Source organism: Microbacterium sp. BWR-S6Y, from assembly GCF_041379845.1.
Taxonomy (GTDB): Bacteria; Actinomycetota; Actinomycetes; order Actinomycetales; family Microbacteriaceae; genus Microbacterium; species Microbacterium hydrothermale.
This window is the reverse complement of record NZ_JBFECV010000008.1, coordinates 1-16634: the sequence shown is the minus strand read 5'-3', so window position 1 is coordinate 16634 and position 16634 is coordinate 1. Positions and strand designations below refer to the sequence as shown.

Sequence of the window (16634 nt, the reverse complement as noted above, 5' to 3'; positions counted from 1 at the left end):
GAACGAAGAAATGACCACCACCCCCTTCCCCGACGGCTTCCTCTGGGGCGGCGCGACCGCCGCCAACCAGATCGAGGGTGCCTACGACGCGGGCGGCAAGGGCCTCTCCGTGCAGGACGTGATGCCGCGGGGCATCTCGGGTCCGCGCAGCGCTGAGCCCACGTCCGACAACCTCAAGCTCGTCGGCATCGACCACTACCACCGCTACGCGGAGGACATCGCTCTGTTCGCCGAGATGGGATTCGGCGTCTACCGGTTCTCGATCGCCTGGAGCCGCATCTTCCCGAAGGGCGACGAGACCGAGCCCAACGAGGAGGGCCTCGCCTTCTACGACCGCGTTCTCGACGAGCTCGAGAAGCACGGCATCGAGCCGCTCGTGACGATCTCGCACTACGAGACGCCGCTGCACCTGGCCGAGGCGTACGGCGGATGGACGAATCGCGCGCTCATCGGCTTCTACGAGCGGTACGCCCGCACGCTGTTCGAGCGCTACGGCTCGCGCGTGAAGTACTGGCTGACGTTCAACGAGATCAACTCGCTGCTGCACGCGCCGTTCATGAGCGGCGGCATCCCGATCCCCGAGGGCGGCGTCCCGAAGGGCGACCTGTACCAGGCGATGCACCACGAGCTCGTGGCATCCGCTCGGGCCACCCGCATCGCGCGAGAGGTCGCCCCCGAGGCGAAGGTCGGGTGCATGGTGCTGTCGATGCCGATCTATCCGCTCACCCCGTCGCCCGCCGACGCGGTCGCGGTGATGGACGCCGACCACGGCAACCTCGTCTACGGCGATGTGCACACGCGCGGCGAGTACCCCGGGTACTTCCTGCGGCGCCTGCGCGAGGAGGGCATCGCCCTCGACATCACCGACGACGACCGCGCCGACCTGAAGAACACGGTCGACTTCGTGTCGTTCAGCTACTACATGTCGATCGCCGAGACCGCCGATCCGGCGCTGCGCGCGGCCGGCGAGGGCAACATCATGGGCGGCGTACCGAACCCGACCCTCCCGGCGAGCGAGTGGGGCTGGCAGATCGACCCGGTGGGCCTGCGGCTGGTGCTCAACCAGTTCTGGGACCGCTGGCAGAAGCCCCTCTTCGTCGTCGAGAACGGCCTGGGTGCGCGCGATCAGCTCGTCGAGATCGACGGTGAGAAGACGGTCGTCGACGACTACCGCATCGCCTACCTGAACGACCACCTCGTGCAGGTCGGCGAGGCGATCGAGGACGGCGTCGAGGTGCTCGGCTACACCTCGTGGGGCTGCATCGACATCGTCAGCGCCAGCACCGCCCAGCTGAGCAAGCGATACGGTTTCATCTACGTCGACCGCAACGACGACGGGACCGGAACGCTGGATCGGTACCGCAAGAAGTCGTTCGGTTGGTACGCCGACGTGATCCGCACCAACGGCGCGTCGCTCACCCGCTGACCCCCCGACCGGATCGACCCCGGGTCCCCACGACCCGGGGTCGATCCCCTGCTGGAGTGCACATGACCCGCATTGCCTTCCTCGACGTCGACGGCACGATCCTCGAGCACGGTTCCGTGATCGCCCCCTCGACCGTGACGGCGATCCGCCGCGCGCGCGAGAACGGCCACCTCGTGTGGCTCTCGACCGGGCGTTCCGCGGGCGACATCCACCCCGATGTGCGGGCGATCGGCTTCGACGGGGCGATCACCAACGGGGGCGCCTACGCCACGCGCGCCGACGAGCTCATCGTCGACCGCCCCATGCCGCGCGAAGACGTCGAGGCCCTCGAGCGGTACTTCGCGGCGCACGGCATCCACTACTTCCTACAGACCCACGGCGGGGTCTACGCCAGCGAGGGCATGGGCCCCGTCATGGCCGAGTACCGCCGCGAGCGTCACGCGCAGCGCGCCGCCGAGCTCGAGGCGCAGGGGCTGCCGTCCGAGCAGCCGCTGTGGAACGAGCCGAAGCCGGTGTCGGACGTCGACCGCGACGCGGTCGCGAAGGCCGTGTTCGTCAGCCCCTCGACCGACACCGTCGCCCACGCCGCGGCGGCGCTCGGCGACGGGTTCCACGTCATCCCCGGGTCGATCCCCCTGCCCGGCGGGTCGAACGGAGAGATCGGTCAGGCCGGGGTGACCAAGGGCTCCGCCATCACGTCCGTCCTCGCCCAGCTGGGCCTGTCGGCGGCGGATGCCATCGGCATCGGCGACAGCTGGAACGACGTCGAGATGTTCGAGGTCGTCGGCAGCCCCGTCGCCATGGGCAACGCCGTGCCCGAGCTGCAGAAGCTGGCCGGACGCGTCACGACCTCGGTGCTCGACGACGGCGTGCACAACGCGTTCGCGGAGCTGGGTCTGATCTGAGCCCCGGCATCCGCCACCCCGCACCCCCTCGATAAACGCTGATCCTGCCGAGACACGCGGCGACATGGCGTGTCTCGACAGGATCGGCGTTTATCGGGATGCGAGGGGGCCTCACCGCAGGCCGGACCCCGCCCGTTCCGCGAGACGCGAGGCGGGGGCCACGGCCGCGCAGCCCCGGCGTCAGTCCAGGAAGATGTCCGGGTACATCGCCTCATCCGGCGTCCCCGGCACGGCCGCGTACCGCGAGAAGTCCGAGATCCCCGCACCGAGGAGCACGTCCTCCACGATCAGCGTCTGCCCGGTCAGCTCGCGCGACGGCGCGCACAGCACCTCGTAGGCGGCATCCGCGTAGATCTCGGGCGTGCGCGACACCCGCATGAGCCGGTCTCCGCCGATCACGTTCTGCACGGCCGCGGTCGCGATCGTCGTGCGCGGCCACAGGGTGTTCGCCGCGATCCCGTCGCCGGCGAACTCCTCCGCGAGGCCCAGTGTCGCCATCGTCATGCCGAACTTCGCGAGGCTGTAGCCGGTGTGCGCGCCGAGCCACTTCGCCGTGACGTTCAGGGGCGGCGACAGCGAGAGGATGTGCGGGTTCGCGGCATCCTTCAACGGCGGGATCGCCGCGCGCGAGAGCAGGAACGTCCCGCGCACGTTGACGTCCTGCATGAGGTCGTACTTCTTCGTCGCGAGCTCGAGGGAGCCCGAGAGGTCGATGACGCTGGCGTTGTTGACGACGATGTCGATGCCGCCGAACTCCCCCACCGTGCGCATCACGGCCTCGGTGATCGAGGCCTCGTCGCGCACGTCGCCCACGATCGGCAGCGCGCGGCCGCCGGCCGCCCGGATCGCCTCGGCCGCCGTGTGCACGGTGCCCTCGAGCTTGGGGTGCGGGGTGTCGGTCTTCGCGAGCATCGCGATGTTCGCGCCGTCGCGCGCCGCGCGCAGCGCGATCGCGAGACCGATGCCGCGGCTGCCGCCCGACATGAGGATGGTCTTGCCGGAGAGCGTCACGAGCGTCGTCCTTTCGCGGAGGCGGCGGCGAACCCGGCGACGCGCGCCTTCGCCTCGGGGGTGTCGAACGCGGCGCCGATCGTGGCGGCCTCGTCGGCGAGGTTCTCGGCGAAGGTGCGTCCCGCGCCGACGCGCACGAGACGCGTCGCCTGCCCGAACGCCGCGGTGGCCCCGTCGAGCCAGAAGCGCGCGATCTCCTCGACGCGGGAGGCGAGATCGCCGGATGCCACGACCTCGGCGACCAGACCCCAGTCCAGGGCCTCCGCGGCGTCGAGCATCCGGTCCTGCAGCAGCAGCTGCAGCGCCCGGCGCTGACCTATCGCGGCGGGGAGCAGCGTCGAGACGCCGAGGTCGGGGGTCAGACCGATGTTCGCGTAGCGGCTGACGAAGCGCGCGTTCTCGCTCGCGACGACGTAGTCGGCGGTGAGCATGAGCCCGAGCCCTCCGCCCGCGACAGCGCCCTGCACGGCTGCGACCATCGGCAGCGGCGCCTCGGCGAAGGTGCGGATGCCGTCGTGGATCGCCTCGGCCGTCGCGGTCACCTCGGCGCCGGACGATCCGCTCGTCGACATCGCGACCACGTCGCCGCCGGCGCAGAACGCGGGGCCGTTGGCATCCAGGATCACCGCGGCGACCGAGGAGTCGGACGTGACCTCGTGCGCGACCTCGCGCCAGCGGCGGGCCATGGGGAAGTCCATCGCGTTCAGCGACGCGGGCCGATCGAAGGTGACCCGGGCGAGTCCGCCCTCGACGTGGAGCAGGATGCCGTCGGTCATTTCGGAGCCATCCGGATCGCGCCGTCGAGGCGGATCGTCTCGCCGTTGAGGTAGCCGTTGTCGACGATGCTCAGCACGAGCCGCGCGTACTCGTCGGGGGCGCCGAGACGCGAGGGGTAGGGCACCTGCTGACCGAGGGAGTCCTGGGCGGCCTGCGGCAGGCCCTTGAGCATGGGCGTCTCCATGATCCCGGGGGCGATGGTGACGACCCGGATGCCGTGGCGCGCGAGCTCGCGGGCGAGGGGGAGGGTCATCGCGTGCACGCCGCCCTTGCTCGCGGAGTACGCGGGCTGGCCGATCTGTCCGTCGAAGGCCGCGACGCTCGCGGTGTTGACGATGACGCCGCGGTCGCCGCCGTCGGTGGGATCGGTCTTCGCCATGACGGCGGAGGCCTGCGCGACGACGTTGTACGTGCCGATGAGGTTGACGCGGACGACGCGCTCGAAGTCGGCGAGGGAGGTGGGTACGCCCTCGCGGTCGAGCACCTTGGCCGGCGGGGCGATGCCCGCGCAGTTGACGACGACGCGCAGCGGACCCGCGTCGGCGGCGACCGCGGCGGCGGCGGCGATCTGCTCGGCATCGGTCACGTCGGCGGCGGCGAACGATCCGCCGAGCTCTGCGGCGACCTCCGCACCGGGGGACGAGGGCAGGTCGACGATCGTGACGCGCGCGCCGGCCGCCGCGAGGCGGCGGGCAGTGGCGAGACCGAGGCCCGAGGCGCCGCCGGTGACGAGGGCGGAGGCTCCTGCGATATCCATGCGTTCTCCTTCGAAAGCTGAAACCCGGTCCCACCCTAGCCGAGACTCAGGACCGCCCGAGGTTCCACCAGCGCCGACGCCAGACCGGACCCGTCTGCGTGCGGACGGCCGCGGTCGAGGCCCCGTCGACGAGCAGGATGAGATCCTCGGCCTCCCAGCCGAACGCGTCCCGCAACCGGGCCCCCACCGCCTGCAGCGGGTCGGCGACGGTCAGCTCCGCCCCGCGCGGCACCTCGATCGCGCGCGGGTCGAGGTCGAGGGCGGCGCGACGCAGCTCGGCGACGAGCTCGTGCACGCGGTCGGCGCCGTAGGCCGCGACGGCGAGGTCCCAGTCGCCGACGACGACGACCGACCCGTGCGGGCAGACGATGTCCTCCGGGCGCGTACGCCGACCGAAGCGCAAGCGGATGACGGCGATGCCGACGAGCACGACGGCCGCGCCACCCAGCACCGTCGCCGGGGCGTACGAGAACCCGACGAGGTACAGCGGAGAGGTCCAGCCCGCCGTTGCCCCGACGACCACGCGCGCGACGCTGTACAGCGCGTAGACCGCGCTGGTGAGGGCGATGAGGCGCACCGGGCCGAACGGCTCGATGTCGCTCCGCAGCGCGACCACCGCGCACGCGGCGCAGGCGAGGGCCAGCGCGAGGGCTTTGACCGCGAGGGACCCGGGAAGCGGAACCGTGGCGGTCACGACCGCCACGATCAGCGCGAGCGCGGCGACCCCCAGTGAGGTGCGTCGCGCCGACCGCCCGCCGAGCACGCTCACCGCCACGAGCAGCAGGGAGGGGGCGAGCACCATCGCGACATCGCCGAGCACGAGGCTCAGGATGCCGCCCCCCGCCGTGTAGATGAAGTACATGGCGCTCGAGCCGACGGCGCAGATGCCCGACACCGCGGCGAAGCGGAGGAAGAGGGTCGTGCGACCGGGCATGCCGATGCGCGGCATCGCGATCAGGAACACGACCGCCGCAACGGCGGCACTGACGGCCAACAGACCCAGCGCGAGCTCCATGACACCTCCCCCTCGCTCATTCTGCCCCGCCGGGACCCGGCTCGCCGCGACGCGCCGCACCCGTCCCCGACACTCCGGCGCACGGACGGGGAGCCGTCGACGGAATTAGGCTCGACGGGTGAGCGACCCCGCCTTCCGCATCGAGTCCGTCGACGTCGACGATCCTCGTGCCGTCGAGCTGCGCGGCATCCTCGACGACGATCTCGACGAGTGCTACCGCGAGGCCGATGCCGACGACACCCCCGCGTTCGCGGCGAAGCGCGCCGCCGCCCTCGCCGTGCACCCCGAGCAGATCGTCGCGACGCTGCTCGCGGTCGACGCCGACGGCACCCCGATCGGCCATGTCATGCTGCGGCGCCTCGGCGACGAGTGGGAGCTGAAGCGCCTGATCGTCCGCGACACCGCGCGCCGCCGCGGGGTCGGACGCGCCCTCACCGCCCGGGTCGTCGACCTCGCCCGCCGCGGTGGCGCCCCCCGCGTGATCCTGCAGAGCGGTCGGATGCAACCCGAGTCGCTGCACATGTACGCCGCCTCGGGCTTCACGCCCATCCCGGTGTACGAGCCGTACGTGGAGACGATGCCGCTCTCGCTGTGCTTCGAGTACGTGCTCTGAGTACCCCGCTCTTCGCCGAGCGCCCGGAAGACTCCGCGCCGCGCGGCCGGTCATCGTCGTGTCGGCGACGTTCGGTGAACGGCGACGGTCACGTCCCCACCACCCGGAACGCCCCCGTCGCCACCGCCGCCCCGAGCGCCGCGGCCACGAGCAGCGCCGCTCCGCCGACGGCGACGGCGTCGCGGCTCGAAAGGGTCGAGGGCCGCGACCACGTGCGGTCGATGCCGGATCCGAAGCCGCGCGCCTCCATCGCCGTGGCGAGAGTAGTGCCGCGGCGCACCGCGAACACGAGCAGCACGAACGCCATCGAGAAGAACCGGCGCAGCGCACCGCGGTCGCCGAGGCCCCGCGCCCGACGCGCCAGCGTCATCGTGCGCCAGTCGTCGACGAAGAGCCCCACGGTGCGAGCCCCCGCGAGCACCCCCAGCACGAAGCGGCTGGGGAGCTTCGCGACCTGCGCGAGCGCGTCGGCGAGCTCGGTGGGGTCGGTGCGGGCGAACAGCAGGATGATCGGCAGCGCCAGCGCGACGACGCGAAGCAGCACGGCGACGCTGAGGGCGATCGAGTTCTCGCTGACCGTGGCGAAGAGGAAGGTGCCGTAGACGGTGCCGCCGGGCCGCGCGTACAGCAGCATGCTCACCGCCGCGATGGGGGCGAAGACGATCACCGGCAGGAGCCGCCGGGCGACCACCGCGTAGGGGAGTCCGGTCAGGGGCACGCACAGCAGTTCGAGCAGGAGCGCGGTGCTCGCGCTCACGGCGTCGAGCGTGATCAGCAGGGGAACGGCCAGCACGAGGGCGACCGCCACCTTGGCGACCGGGTTCACGCCGTCGAGCCACACGGCGCGCTCGCGGACCCCGTCAGCCTGCGCGACGCCGGTCACGCGGCATCCCCCATCTCGATCCGATGCTGACCGAGGTGACGGACGACGTCGGCGTCGTGGGTGACGGCGACGACCGTGCGTCCGCGCGCGATCTCTCGCTGCAGCAGCGCGACGAGCTCAGTCCACCCGCGCCGGTCCTGCCCGAACGTCGGCTCGTCGAGCACGATCACCTCGGGAGAGGCGGCGAGCACGGTCGCCACCGACAGGCGCCGCTTCTGTCCGCCCGAGAGCGTGAACGGGTTCGCCAGGGCGAGGGATGCCAGATCCAACCGCTCGAGCAGCTCGTCGACGATCGCATCGATCTCGGCCGTCGACCGCTTCAACGCGCGCGGGGCGACGGCGAGCTCGTCACGCAGCGTCGAGGCGAGGAACTGGTGCTCGGGCTCCTGGAACACCGTGCCGATCCGCGTCAGCAGCTCGGTCGAGCGCCAGCGCGACGGGCGGGTGACACCGCGCGCGGCCAGGGACGGCGCCGCGACCACCTCCCCGTCGAGCTCGGGCAGGAGCCCCGCGAGGGTGAGCGCGAGCGTCGACTTGCCGACGCCGTTCGGTCCCGTGACCACGGTGCCGGTCCCGCGGGGAACGACGATCTCGAGCCCGGATGCCACGACCGTGCGCTTCTCGCGCCCGATCGACAGTCCGCGGGTCGAGAGCACGGCATCCGCGGCCCCGGCGGCGGGGAGCACGGGGAGGTCGACGGGGCGTCCGGGCACCCACACCCCCGCGGCGGCGAGGTCGTCGCCGTGCTCGGCGAAGACGCGATCGGGCGGGCCGTCGGCGAGGACCCCGCCACCCGGGGCGAGCACCACGACGCGCGTCATGAGGTCGGCCCACACGGCGGTGCGATGCTCGATCAGCACGAGGGTGGTCGCCTCTCGACGCACCACACGCTCCACGGCGGCCCGCACCTCGGTCACCCCCACCGGGTCGAGGTTCGCCGTGGGCTCGTCGAGCAGCAGAAGTCCGGGGCGCATCGCGAGCACGCCGGCCAGGGCCAGGCGCTGTTTCTGCCCACCCGAGAGCGCCTTGGTGGCGCGGTCGAGGGGCACGCCGAGACCCACGGATGCCACGGCCTCGGCCACCCGCGCCGGGATCTCGGTCGCGGGGACGCCCAGGTTCTCGCAGCCGAAGGCCACGTCGTCGCCGACCTTCGACAGGACGATCCCCGACTCGGGGTCCTGCAGCACGAGGCCGATGCGGCCGCGCTGCGCCTCGGGCGGCTGCCCGTCGACGAGGATGCGACCGGTCGTCTCCCCCTCGTCGCTGCCGCCGAGGAGTCCCGCGAGGCCGGCGAGGAGCGTCGACTTGCCGGCCCCGGAGGCCCCGAGAAGCAGCACCCGCTCACCGGGTTCGATGCGCAGATCGACCTCGCTCGTCGCGGGCAGCTTGCGACCGGCGTAGCGCCAGCCCCAGCCCTCGACGTCGACGCTCGCGGGATGCGCCATCAGACGTCGCGGCGCGCTTCCCGCCCCGCGGCGAATCGGCTGAGGGCGCCGGTGGCGGCGAGGGCGCGCACGAGCAGCCAGCCGACGAGGCCCGCGAGCAGAGCGCCCGAGACGACGAGCGTGCCGAGGTAGATGAGGTTGAACTCGATCGACTTCACGATGTTCGGCGTCAGGAACAGCTCCAGCACCCACGCACCGATGCCCGCACCGGCGCCGGCGAGCATCGCGACCGGGAGCGTGAAGCGCAGGTACAGGAACGCCAGGAAGATCAGCTCCGCGCCGAGGCCCTGCGCCAGGCCGGAAAAGATCGTCGTGATGCCCCAGACGTTGCCGATGAGGGCCGAGACGACGGCGGCGACCAGCTCGACCAGCAGCGCGGCGCCCGGCTTGCGGATGATGAGGCCGCCGACGACGCCGCCGAGCAGCCAGATGCCCACCGCGATGCCGCCGAGGCCGGGGGTCACGGCATCCATCGCGCCGAACCAGAGGCCGCCGACGGTGTTCCAGCCCCAGAACACGAGCCCGATCGCGACGCCGAGGACGGCGGCGACGACGATGTCGACGACCCGCCACGAGAAACGTGCGGCGGATGCGGACGCGGATCCCGTGGCGGGGGCCGTGCGGGCAGACGTGGACGTGTGCATGTGATCTCCTCCCTGCGCCGGCATGATCCGGATCAGGTTCGACGGTCGAAGCGTGGATTCGCTTCCTCTCAGCCCGGCTCACCGGACTCCCGTGGTTGTGCTGAAGAGTATAGACAGGCGGCCGGGGTAGCGTGGGCGGGTGCACGACCAGATCCCGGCCAGCAGGCGCGCGCGGCGCGATCAGGTCGAGGGACCGCTCGAGAGCACGACGGATGCCGCGTCGATGACGTCGGCGCACGCGTCCGGTGCCGACGACCTCGGATCCGCCGCCGGAGGAGCGTCCTCGGCGGGTTCGCAGAGTCCGGAATCCGGCTCCCCGGAGGTCTCGGCGCCCGAGCCCGCGGCTCCGGCCGTGCAGATTCCCGCGCCCGCGGCTCCGGCCGCGCAGGTGTCGGCGCCCGAGCCCGCGGAGATCCCGGCGCCCGAGCCCGCCGCTCCGGCCGTCGCCGACCCGGCATCCGCCGCCACGACCGACGCGGCCCCGGCGACGGCGGGGACCGCCGACCCGGGAGCGCCCTCCCTCGCCGCACCCGCCGTTGCGGCATCCGTCGGGCCCTCCGTCCCCGCGCCCGCCGGCGCCCTCGCGTGGGTCGATCCGGCCGACGCTGCGGCCCCGCGGCCCGCGCCGACGTTCGTCGTGTCGGGCACGACGACCCGGCAGGTCGACCTGCTGTCGGGCCGACGGCGGCGTCGGCTGCGGCCGGCGACCGTGGTGCCTCCGGTGCTGCTCACGCTCATGCTCGCCGCGTACGTGGCGACGACGTTGCTGTGGCCGCTCGACGCGGTGCAGCCGACGACGCGGACGGTCGCCGTCGAACCCGCCGCCGCCCCGTCCGCCCGACCCGCGTGGCCCGCCCAGGGTGAGGCGGCGATCGCGATCGACGGCGTGCCCGACACGCTCTCGTCGTCGGCGAGCGCCCCCGAGTCGATCGCGAGCATCACCAAGGTGGTCACCGCCCTCGTCGTGCTCGACCGCCTGCCGCTCGCCCCCGGAGAGCAGGGCAAGACCTACTCCTTCACGCAGGCCGACAGCGCCGACTACTGGCAGTACCGGGCGCGCGGCGAGTCGTCGCTCGACGTGCCCGTCGACGGGAGCCTCACCGAACTGCAGATGCTCCAGGGCATGCTGATCGCCTCCGCGAACAATTACGCGCAGCGGTTGGCATCCGATCTCTTCGGCACGGATGCCGCCTTCTCGGCCGCCGCGAACGCCTACCTCGCCGAGCGGGGCATCGGGGGCATCACGATCGTCAATCCGACCGGGATCGAGGCGGGCAACACCGCGACCCCCGCGGCGCTCATCGCGCTCGCCGAGCGGGCCCTCGCGAATCCGGTGATCGCCGAGATCGTGCGCACGCCGGAGCTGACGCTGCCGGGCGCGGGCACCTTCAAGAACGGCAACGCGCTGCTGTCCGACCCCGGCGTGGTGGGCGTGAAGACCGGCACCCTCGATGCGTGGAACCTGCTCACCGCGAAAGACATCACGGTCGGCGGAACCACCGTGCGCGCCTACGCGGCCGTGCTCGGGCAGCCTGGACCCGACAGCCGCAATGAGGCCGCCCGCACCCTCTTCACGCGCATCGAGGAAGAGCTGCAGCCGCAGCCGTCGGTCACCGCGGGCACGCTCGTCGGCAAGGTCGAGACCCTGTGGGGGCCTGACATCGACCTCGTCACGGCATCCGACGCGACCGTCGTGCTGTGGAACGGCGGGAGCGCGCAGACCTCCGCGCGCTTCGACCTCGGCGACTCCCGCGAGGCGGGCGACACGGTGGGGACCTTCACCGCCACCGGACCCGTCGACGCCTCCACCGTCGACGTGCAGCTCGCCGCCGAGGTCGAACCGCCCAGCCCGTGGTGGCGTCTGACGCACCCGCTCGACCTGTTCGGACTCAACCGCGACTGAACCGCGCTCCGCCCCGGCGCCCGATGCGGCGAGACCGGCGACGGCGATAGGTTCGGCGAAGACGCACCGACGGAAGGCGACCTCGTGATAGACGCACATCCGACCTTGAACGTGAGAGTGGATGCCGCCTCCTCGACGCCGCCGTACGAGCAGGTGCGGGCGCAGGTGATCGCCGCGATCGAGAACGGTTCGCTCGTCGCGGGCACGAAGCTCCCACCCGTCCGGACCCTGGCGACGGAGCTGAACCTCGCCGCGAACACCGTCGCGCGGGCCTACAAGGAACTCGAGGAGGCGGGCTTCGTCGAGACCCGCGGTCGCGCGGGCACGATCGTGCGCGGCGCGGACGCGGCGACCGCGCAGGGCGCCGCCGCCGCCCGCGAGTTCGCGCGCACCGCCCGCCGGCTGGGGCTCTCGCCGGCCGACGCGATCGAGCTCGTGCGGGCGGCACTCGCGGACGGGTGAGGCGCCGGGGGGGGTTCGCGGGGTTCCAGGGGTTCGCGGGGTTCCAGGGGTTCGCGGGGGTTCCAGGGGTTCGCGGGGGTTCCTGGGTTCCTGGGGTTTGCGGGGGTTCGCGGGTTCCTGGGGTTTGCGGGGGTTCGCGGGTTCCTGGGGTTTGCGGGGGTTCGCGGGTTCCTGGGGTTTGCGGGGGTTCGCGGGTTCCTGGGGTTTGCGGGGGTTGGCGGGAGGGCTTCGTGGCCGCGGTTTGCGGCGGGGTTCGCGGCGGGGGCTCAAGTGAGATAGAGCGGCCGGTCGATCGGGGCTCTGGATCGTGCATCGGAACGGGCGAGTGTTCACGACGCGAACGTCCTCGTGTCGGCGAATCGAGCGAGCGGGTCGCCGGAAGGCGAGCGGTCGCGCGCCCGCGGAATCCACCGCTCCTCCCCAGCCTCCGTGGGGCTGGAGTTGTTCACAGAAGGGGCCTCTGACCGGGGGTAATGTCGGAGGCCACCGCTAGCATGCACACATGCACGATGAGACCTCCCCCTCGACCCCGGACGGTGCGGCACGGCCCCTGTCCGCGGTGCTCGAGGAGGTCGTGCGCACCGGCATCGCCCTGGCCGCCGCCGAGGTGGCCCGCACCCGCGCCCTCGCCGAGGCCGGGCACCTCGCCCTCGAGGTGATGGCCGGCCAACGCCCCACCTCCCGCGCCGCCGAACTCGCGCTGCGCGAGGTGGCCTCCGAACTCGCCGCCGCCGAGAACTCCTCCGACCGGTCGATGCAACGTCAGATCACCCGCGCCATGACCCTCGTCGACGACTACCCGGTGACCCTAGCCGCGTGGGAGAGCGGCCAGATCAGCCGCACCCACGCGCACGTCATCGCCGACATCGGCTCAGACCTCCCCCTCGACAAACGCGGCGACCTCGACCGACTCGCGATCGACCACGCACAGGGACTCAGCCCCGGCCGTCTGCGCTCGCGCCTGGCCGTCCTCGCCGAGCGGCTGCACCCCACCACCCTCACCGAACGCCACCAACGCGGCCGCGACACCCGCTGCGTACGGGTCATCCCCGGCGTCGACGGCATGTCCGACCTCATCGCCACCCTGCCCACCGTCCTCGCCGTCGGCATCTACGACCGCCTCACCCAGCAAGCCCGCACCCTCATCGACCACCGCACCGGCGCGGGTCTCACCGACAACGCGCCAGACACCGCACGTGCCCACGCGGACACCGCCCGGAGCTCCGCAGCGGGCTCCCGCGGGGGCGCTACCGGTCACCCCGCGGTGAGTGCCGGCGTGAGCACCGTCGCGGACTCCACGGTGAGCGGCGCGGGGCCCTCCACCACCCAAGGCGCCACGGGTACCACCACCACCACCACCACCGATGAGCGCACCACCGCGCAGCTCCGCGCCGACATCCTCGCCGACCTGCTCCTCACCGCCGCCCCCGACGCCGACCCCACCCGCACCGACGGCGGACCCGGAACCCTCGGCACCATCCGCGCCCGCGTCCAAATCGTCGTCCCCGCGTTGACCGTGCTGAACCCGGGCACGGAGAACCTCGACCCGGCCGAACTCGTCGGCCACGGACCCCTCGACGCCCACACCGCCCGCACCCTCACCGAAGCCACCACCCTCGCCTGGGACCGCGTCATCACCCACCCCGTCACCGGCGCCGTCCTGCACACCGACACCTACCACCGCACCACCGCCATCGACCGCCACCTCCGCGCCCGCGACCGCCATTGCCGCTGGCCCGGCTGCACCACCCCCGCCATCCGCTGCGAAATCGACCACACCCACGACCACGCCCTCGGCGGCCCCACCGACATCACCAACCTCGCCGCCCTCTGCCAACGCCACCACACGCAGAAACACCACACACGCTGGGCAGTGCGACAACACCCCGGCGGCGTCCTCGCATGGACCTCCCCCACCGGCCGCACCTACACCGACGAACCCCTCCCCTACTCCCCCGCCATCCGCTTCCTCCCCGACGACCCACCCCCACCCGACCCCCACCAACCAGCCCCACCCTTCTGAACCACGCAACACCCGGATGCCCCCACCTCGGTCAGGGGATGCGCTCGCGCGCCCCGACCGTCGCGGACCCGGCCGGAAAACCCGCTGGGTCACGCCGACAGCGCCGTGCGCGGGGAGAAGACCTGCTCGCCTTGCCCGACCGCTGCGTGGGGAACCGCAAGACGTGGTCGCACGCCCCCAGCCAGAACGCTCGCCCGCACGTCCCCTGAGGTCGTGTTGATCAAGTCTGATCTATTCAGATCCGCGCGGAAGCGACGGCGGTGCGGTAGCTGCGGATCAGATTGTTGGATTTCGGAACGAACTCGACGACTCCGCAACGAGATGGAGTGCGCCCGGGCGTTCTATGCCAACGCTGCGCGAGGGGCACCCAGGCGTTCATCTGCCCCACGGACGACGACGGGCACGCTGACCAGGGCGAAAATGATCGCCAAGATCTCGAAGATGCCACCGAAACCCGCCAGGAATCCGGGAGTGCCATGAGTCACAGCAAAGGTCGAGAAATCCCAGAACCCATGAAGGATCATCGCCCAGATCAGGCTGCCGGTGACCCTTCGGAGGACGTAGAAGATCGTGCCAGCTCCGAAGGCGAGCAGCACTTGCTGGATGGTCGGCCCGACCGCTTGGCCGGTGAAGATGTTGATGAAGTGCATCGCACCGAAGAGGGCTGACGTGATCAGCCACACCCAGACTTCAGACAGACGGCTGCGCAGCCCGGTGAGGAGGAGCCCTCTGGTGGTGAGTTCTTCCGTGAATCCCACGAGAAGCAGAACGATCGACGCGGCGAAGAATGCTCCGTCATAGGAGCCCCAGTCGGTGGCGACGAGGTTCAGGACGAGGCCGACGACCATGATCGCGGGGGCGATGATGGGCCACTTGTGTGCTGCACGATGACGGTCAAACAGTGCAGGTCGCCACCAGCCAAGGAGCGTGGTGGTGATGGCGAGCAGGATGGCGGAGATGACCAGGGAAAGGCCTGCCCCGAAGAAGAGGTTGGCTCCGCTGGAATCTAGGTCGGTGTATGGAATCCCACTGAGCGCTTGGACTGCGTAGACCACGGCGACGTAGCCGATGAAGATGACGACCCCGATCCACACCCGTGGCTGAACACGAAAAGTCTCATCTGTCTTCACACCAATCACTCCTCACATACGCCGGCAGCTAAGGCAAGCGCACTCGAGGCGTCGAGGTCAACGTCTTTGGCTGTGGGTGTTTGGCCGGGGACTGCCGTTACCTGGAGGGAGGGGACAGAGTAATTGCCTCAATCACTGCGTGACGTGACGCGGCGCTCTCACAAATCCCTGGGCTTGTTGATCGAGTCCGAATTGATTCAGATCAGCGTGGCAGCGAGACTTATGGCGGCGTGGTAGCTGCGGACGAGTTTGTCGGATCGCGTGGCAATCCCACGCCATTGCTTGAGCCGGTTGAAGCAGCGTGCAACGACGTTTCGGCCCTTATAGCGTTCCTGCTGCTGATCGCCGAAGTCGATCGGTCGGCCGGGCTTGTTGCGGCGGTGGTCGATCTGATCATCACGCTCGGGAATCGTTGCTGCGATCCCTCGCTGGCGTAGCCATGCTCGGTTCACCTTCGACGGGTAGCCCTTGTCGGCAAGCACGCGGTCCGGTCGAGTCCGTGGCCGGCCCCCGCTGGCGCGGGGTACCCGGATGTCTTCGAGCACGGCGGTCATCATCGTGGTGTCGTTGATGCTCCCGGCGGTGAACATCATCACCGCCGTCACATCCACGGCGTAGCCTCCATCCATGCCCCTCGTCCTCGTCACCGGTGCCGCACGCGCGAACAGCATCGCCGCCGGGATCATCCCCCGCCTGCGATCCGACGGGTGGGACGTCGTCACCAGCGAACTCGACTCCGGCGACTTCCCGTGCGATCTCGCCGACCCGACGGCACCCACGCGCCTGATCGAGCGCGTGTCGGACGAACGCGGGCCGATCCACGCCCTCGTGCTCAGTCACGCGCACGGCGTCGAGTCCGGCATCCTCGACACGACGGCGGAGAGCTTCGATCGCCACATCGCCGTCAACGCCCGCGCGACCCTCCTGATGATCGCCGCGTTCGCCCGACAGGTCGACCAGACGGGAGGAGCGGTCGTCGCCTTCACCAGCGATCACACCACCGGGAACCTGCCGTACGGCGCATCGAAGGGCGCGCTCGACCGCATCGTCATCTCGGCCGCCCGCGAGCTCGGGCCGCGGGGCATCTCCGCCAACGTCGTGAACCCCGGACCCATCGACACCGGGTGGATGGACGACGACACCCGCGACGGCCTCGCCGGGTACCACCCGCTCGGCCGCTTCGGCACGCCCCGCGACATCGCCGGGGTGACGGCGTTCCTCCTCTCCGACGCGGGCCGGTGGATCAGCGGTCAGCTGCTGCACACCGACGGCGGGTTCTCCGCCCGCTTCTGAGCCGGATTCCGAACCGCACCCGCACGCACACACCCGCGTCCTCGCCCCGCCGTGGGCCTGGCCACCTGACGCTCGCCGGTGCACAGCTGCACGCCCGTACCCGCGCGCTGCCATGCCGCGAGCCCACGCCGCCGCATCCCCGGACACCCCCTGTGCTAGCGTCGCCCGCAGTGACACGGGGTGCCCAGCAGGGCTGAGAACACACCCGTCGAACCTGATCTAGTTGTGATGTCCGGAAAGGTTGTTGTCGATCCTGCGGATGGGCGGGGCTCCGATCGCGGAGTGGTGCCTGTGATGATTGTAGAAGTGCAACCAACCCGGCAGCGCCGCGCGGCGTTCGGCTTCTG

Annotated in this window: 16 protein-coding genes, 1 pseudogene and 1 riboswitch; of the genes and pseudogenes, 7 read left to right on the top strand and 10 right to left on the bottom strand. The window is 71.4% G+C overall.

The annotated features are described in order from the left end of the window. The first annotated feature begins 10 nt into the window (after window positions 1-10). Window positions 11-1426: a glycoside hydrolase family 1 protein gene (locus AB1K56_RS15680; protein ID WP_371206406.1), complete on the top strand. Its 1416-nt coding sequence runs from the start codon at window positions 11-13 to the stop codon at window positions 1424-1426. A gap of 62 nt (window positions 1427-1488) precedes the next feature. Continuing rightward, a complete protein-coding gene (locus tag AB1K56_RS15675; RefSeq protein ID WP_371206405.1) occupies window positions 1489-2331 on the top strand; it encodes a Cof-type HAD-IIB family hydrolase in 843 nt (280 codons plus the stop codon). Window positions 2332-2511: 180 nt separating this feature from the next. Here the strand turns inward: AB1K56_RS15675 and AB1K56_RS15670 are convergent, their stop codons facing one another. Genes AB1K56_RS15670 through AB1K56_RS15655 form a run of 4 tightly spaced genes read right to left on the bottom strand, consistent with a single transcriptional unit; the run spans window position 2512 to window position 5891 of the window. Beyond that, a complete protein-coding gene (locus AB1K56_RS15670) occupies window positions 2512-3342 on the bottom strand; it encodes an SDR family oxidoreductase (protein ID WP_371206404.1) in 831 nt (276 codons plus the stop codon). After that, a complete protein-coding gene (locus AB1K56_RS15665) occupies window positions 3339-4118 on the bottom strand; it encodes an enoyl-CoA hydratase/isomerase family protein (RefSeq protein WP_371206403.1) in 780 nt (259 codons plus the stop codon). Before AB1K56_RS15665 ends, AB1K56_RS15670 begins: the two co-directional genes overlap by 4 nt. Continuing rightward, window positions 4115-4876, bottom strand: coding sequence for an SDR family NAD(P)-dependent oxidoreductase (locus tag AB1K56_RS15660; protein ID WP_371206402.1), 762 nt, complete (start codon window positions 4874-4876; stop codon window positions 4115-4117). Before AB1K56_RS15660 ends, AB1K56_RS15665 begins: the two co-directional genes overlap by 4 nt. Before the next feature lie 46 nt (window positions 4877-4922). After that, a complete protein-coding gene (locus AB1K56_RS15655) occupies window positions 4923-5891 on the bottom strand; it encodes a hypothetical protein (RefSeq protein WP_371206401.1) in 969 nt (322 codons plus the stop codon). Between the two features lie 118 nt (window positions 5892-6009). On the opposite strand from AB1K56_RS15655, the gene AB1K56_RS15650 reads away from it, so the two are divergent. Beyond that, window positions 6010-6504 (top strand): GNAT family N-acetyltransferase, encoded by a 495-nt coding sequence (locus AB1K56_RS15650; protein ID WP_371206400.1) that lies wholly within the window; start codon window positions 6010-6012, stop codon window positions 6502-6504. An 88-nt stretch (window positions 6505-6592) separates the two neighbouring features. On the opposite strand, the gene AB1K56_RS15645 is transcribed toward AB1K56_RS15650, so the two are convergent. From AB1K56_RS15645 to AB1K56_RS15635, 3 genes are all read right to left on the bottom strand, one after another. After that, the gene (locus AB1K56_RS15645) at window positions 6593-7387 is read right to left on the bottom strand and encodes an energy-coupling factor transporter transmembrane protein EcfT (RefSeq protein ID WP_371206399.1); all 795 of its coding nucleotides are present in this window, start codon (window positions 7385-7387) and stop codon (window positions 6593-6595) included. Continuing rightward, window positions 7384-8832, bottom strand: coding sequence for an ABC transporter ATP-binding protein (locus tag AB1K56_RS15640; protein ID WP_371206398.1), 1449 nt, complete (start codon window positions 8830-8832; stop codon window positions 7384-7386). Before AB1K56_RS15640 ends, AB1K56_RS15645 begins: the two co-directional genes overlap by 4 nt. Next, window positions 8832-9476 carry an ECF transporter S component gene (locus AB1K56_RS15635; protein ID WP_371206397.1) on the bottom strand — a complete coding sequence of 215 codons (645 nt, stop codon included), beginning with the start codon at window positions 9474-9476 and terminating at the stop codon, window positions 8832-8834. The genes AB1K56_RS15640 and AB1K56_RS15635 overlap by 1 nt, the downstream gene beginning before the upstream one ends. Continuing rightward, window positions 9469-9579: riboswitch (TPP riboswitch) on the bottom strand. (Overlaps the previous gene by 8 nt.) A 36-nt stretch (window positions 9580-9615) precedes the next feature. Between AB1K56_RS15635 and AB1K56_RS15630 the strand changes: the two genes are divergently transcribed. The 3 genes from AB1K56_RS15630 (at window position 9616) to AB1K56_RS15620 (ending at window position 13864) form a co-directional block, all read left to right on the top strand. Then, the gene (locus AB1K56_RS15630; RefSeq protein WP_371206396.1) at window positions 9616-11379 is read left to right on the top strand and encodes a D-alanyl-D-alanine carboxypeptidase family protein; all 1764 of its coding nucleotides are present in this window, start codon (window positions 9616-9618) and stop codon (window positions 11377-11379) included. Window positions 11380-11496: 117 nt separating this feature from the next. Next, window positions 11497-11841: a GntR family transcriptional regulator gene (locus tag AB1K56_RS15625; protein WP_371206395.1), complete on the top strand. Its 345-nt coding sequence runs from the start codon at window positions 11497-11499 to the stop codon at window positions 11839-11841. Between the two features lie 502 nt (window positions 11842-12343). Continuing rightward, entirely contained in the window at window positions 12344-13864 is a 1521-nt protein-coding gene (locus AB1K56_RS15620; RefSeq protein WP_371206394.1) for a DUF222 domain-containing protein, read from the top strand. 341 nt (window positions 13865-14205) lie between these two features. Here AB1K56_RS15620 and AB1K56_RS15615 read toward each other — a convergent pair whose 3' ends face one another. Both AB1K56_RS15615 and AB1K56_RS15610 read right to left on the bottom strand, forming a co-directional pair. Beyond that, window positions 14206-14994 carry a type II CAAX prenyl endopeptidase Rce1 family protein gene (locus tag AB1K56_RS15615; RefSeq protein WP_371206393.1) on the bottom strand — a complete coding sequence of 263 codons (789 nt, stop codon included), beginning with the start codon at window positions 14992-14994 and terminating at the stop codon, window positions 14206-14208. 197 nt (window positions 14995-15191) lie between these two features. Further along, window positions 15192-15623: a transposase gene (locus AB1K56_RS15610; protein ID WP_371206392.1), complete on the bottom strand. Its 432-nt coding sequence runs from the start codon at window positions 15621-15623 to the stop codon at window positions 15192-15194. On the opposite strand from AB1K56_RS15610, the gene AB1K56_RS15605 reads away from it, so the two are divergent. Next, window positions 15622-16287 (top strand): SDR family oxidoreductase, encoded by a 666-nt coding sequence (locus AB1K56_RS15605; protein ID WP_371206391.1) that lies wholly within the window; start codon window positions 15622-15624, stop codon window positions 16285-16287. The genes AB1K56_RS15610 and AB1K56_RS15605 overlap by 2 nt on opposite strands. Before the next feature lie 219 nt (window positions 16288-16506). Here the strand turns inward: AB1K56_RS15605 and AB1K56_RS15600 are convergent. Beyond that, window positions 16507-16634 (bottom strand): annotated as a pseudogene (locus AB1K56_RS15600) (IS481 family transposase); the annotation flags it as partial.

What these genes read in the sequence shown, in the direction of transcription:
- AB1K56_RS15680 (WP_371206406.1), top strand. Translation starts at nt 11, where the DNA reads ATGACCACCACCCCCTTCCCCGACGGCTTCCTCTGGGGCGGCGCGACC.
- AB1K56_RS15675 (WP_371206405.1), top strand. Translation starts at nt 1,489, where the DNA reads ATGACCCGCATTGCCTTCCTCGACGTCGACGGCACGATCCTCGAGCAC.
- AB1K56_RS15665 (WP_371206403.1), bottom strand. Translation starts at nt 4,118, where the DNA reads ATGACCGACGGCATCCTGCTCCACGTCGAGGGCGGACTCGCCCGGGTC.
- AB1K56_RS15660 (WP_371206402.1), bottom strand. Translation starts at nt 4,876, where the DNA reads ATGGATATCGCAGGAGCCTCCGCCCTCGTCACCGGCGGCGCCTCGGGC.
- AB1K56_RS15655 (WP_371206401.1), bottom strand. Translation starts at nt 5,891, where the DNA reads ATGGAGCTCGCGCTGGGTCTGTTGGCCGTCAGTGCCGCCGTTGCGGCG.
- AB1K56_RS15640 (WP_371206398.1), bottom strand. Translation starts at nt 8,832, where the DNA reads ATGGCGCATCCCGCGAGCGTCGACGTCGAGGGCTGGGGCTGGCGCTAC.
- AB1K56_RS15635 (WP_371206397.1), bottom strand. Translation starts at nt 9,476, where the DNA reads ATGCACACGTCCACGTCTGCCCGCACGGCCCCCGCCACGGGATCCGCG.
- AB1K56_RS15620 (WP_371206394.1), top strand. Translation starts at nt 12,344, where the DNA reads ATGCACGATGAGACCTCCCCCTCGACCCCGGACGGTGCGGCACGGCCC.
- AB1K56_RS15605 (WP_371206391.1), top strand. Translation starts at nt 15,622, where the DNA reads ATGCCCCTCGTCCTCGTCACCGGTGCCGCACGCGCGAACAGCATCGCC.
- AB1K56_RS15610 (WP_371206392.1), bottom strand. Translation starts at nt 15,623, where the DNA reads ATGGATGGAGGCTACGCCGTGGATGTGACGGCGGTGATGATGTTCACC.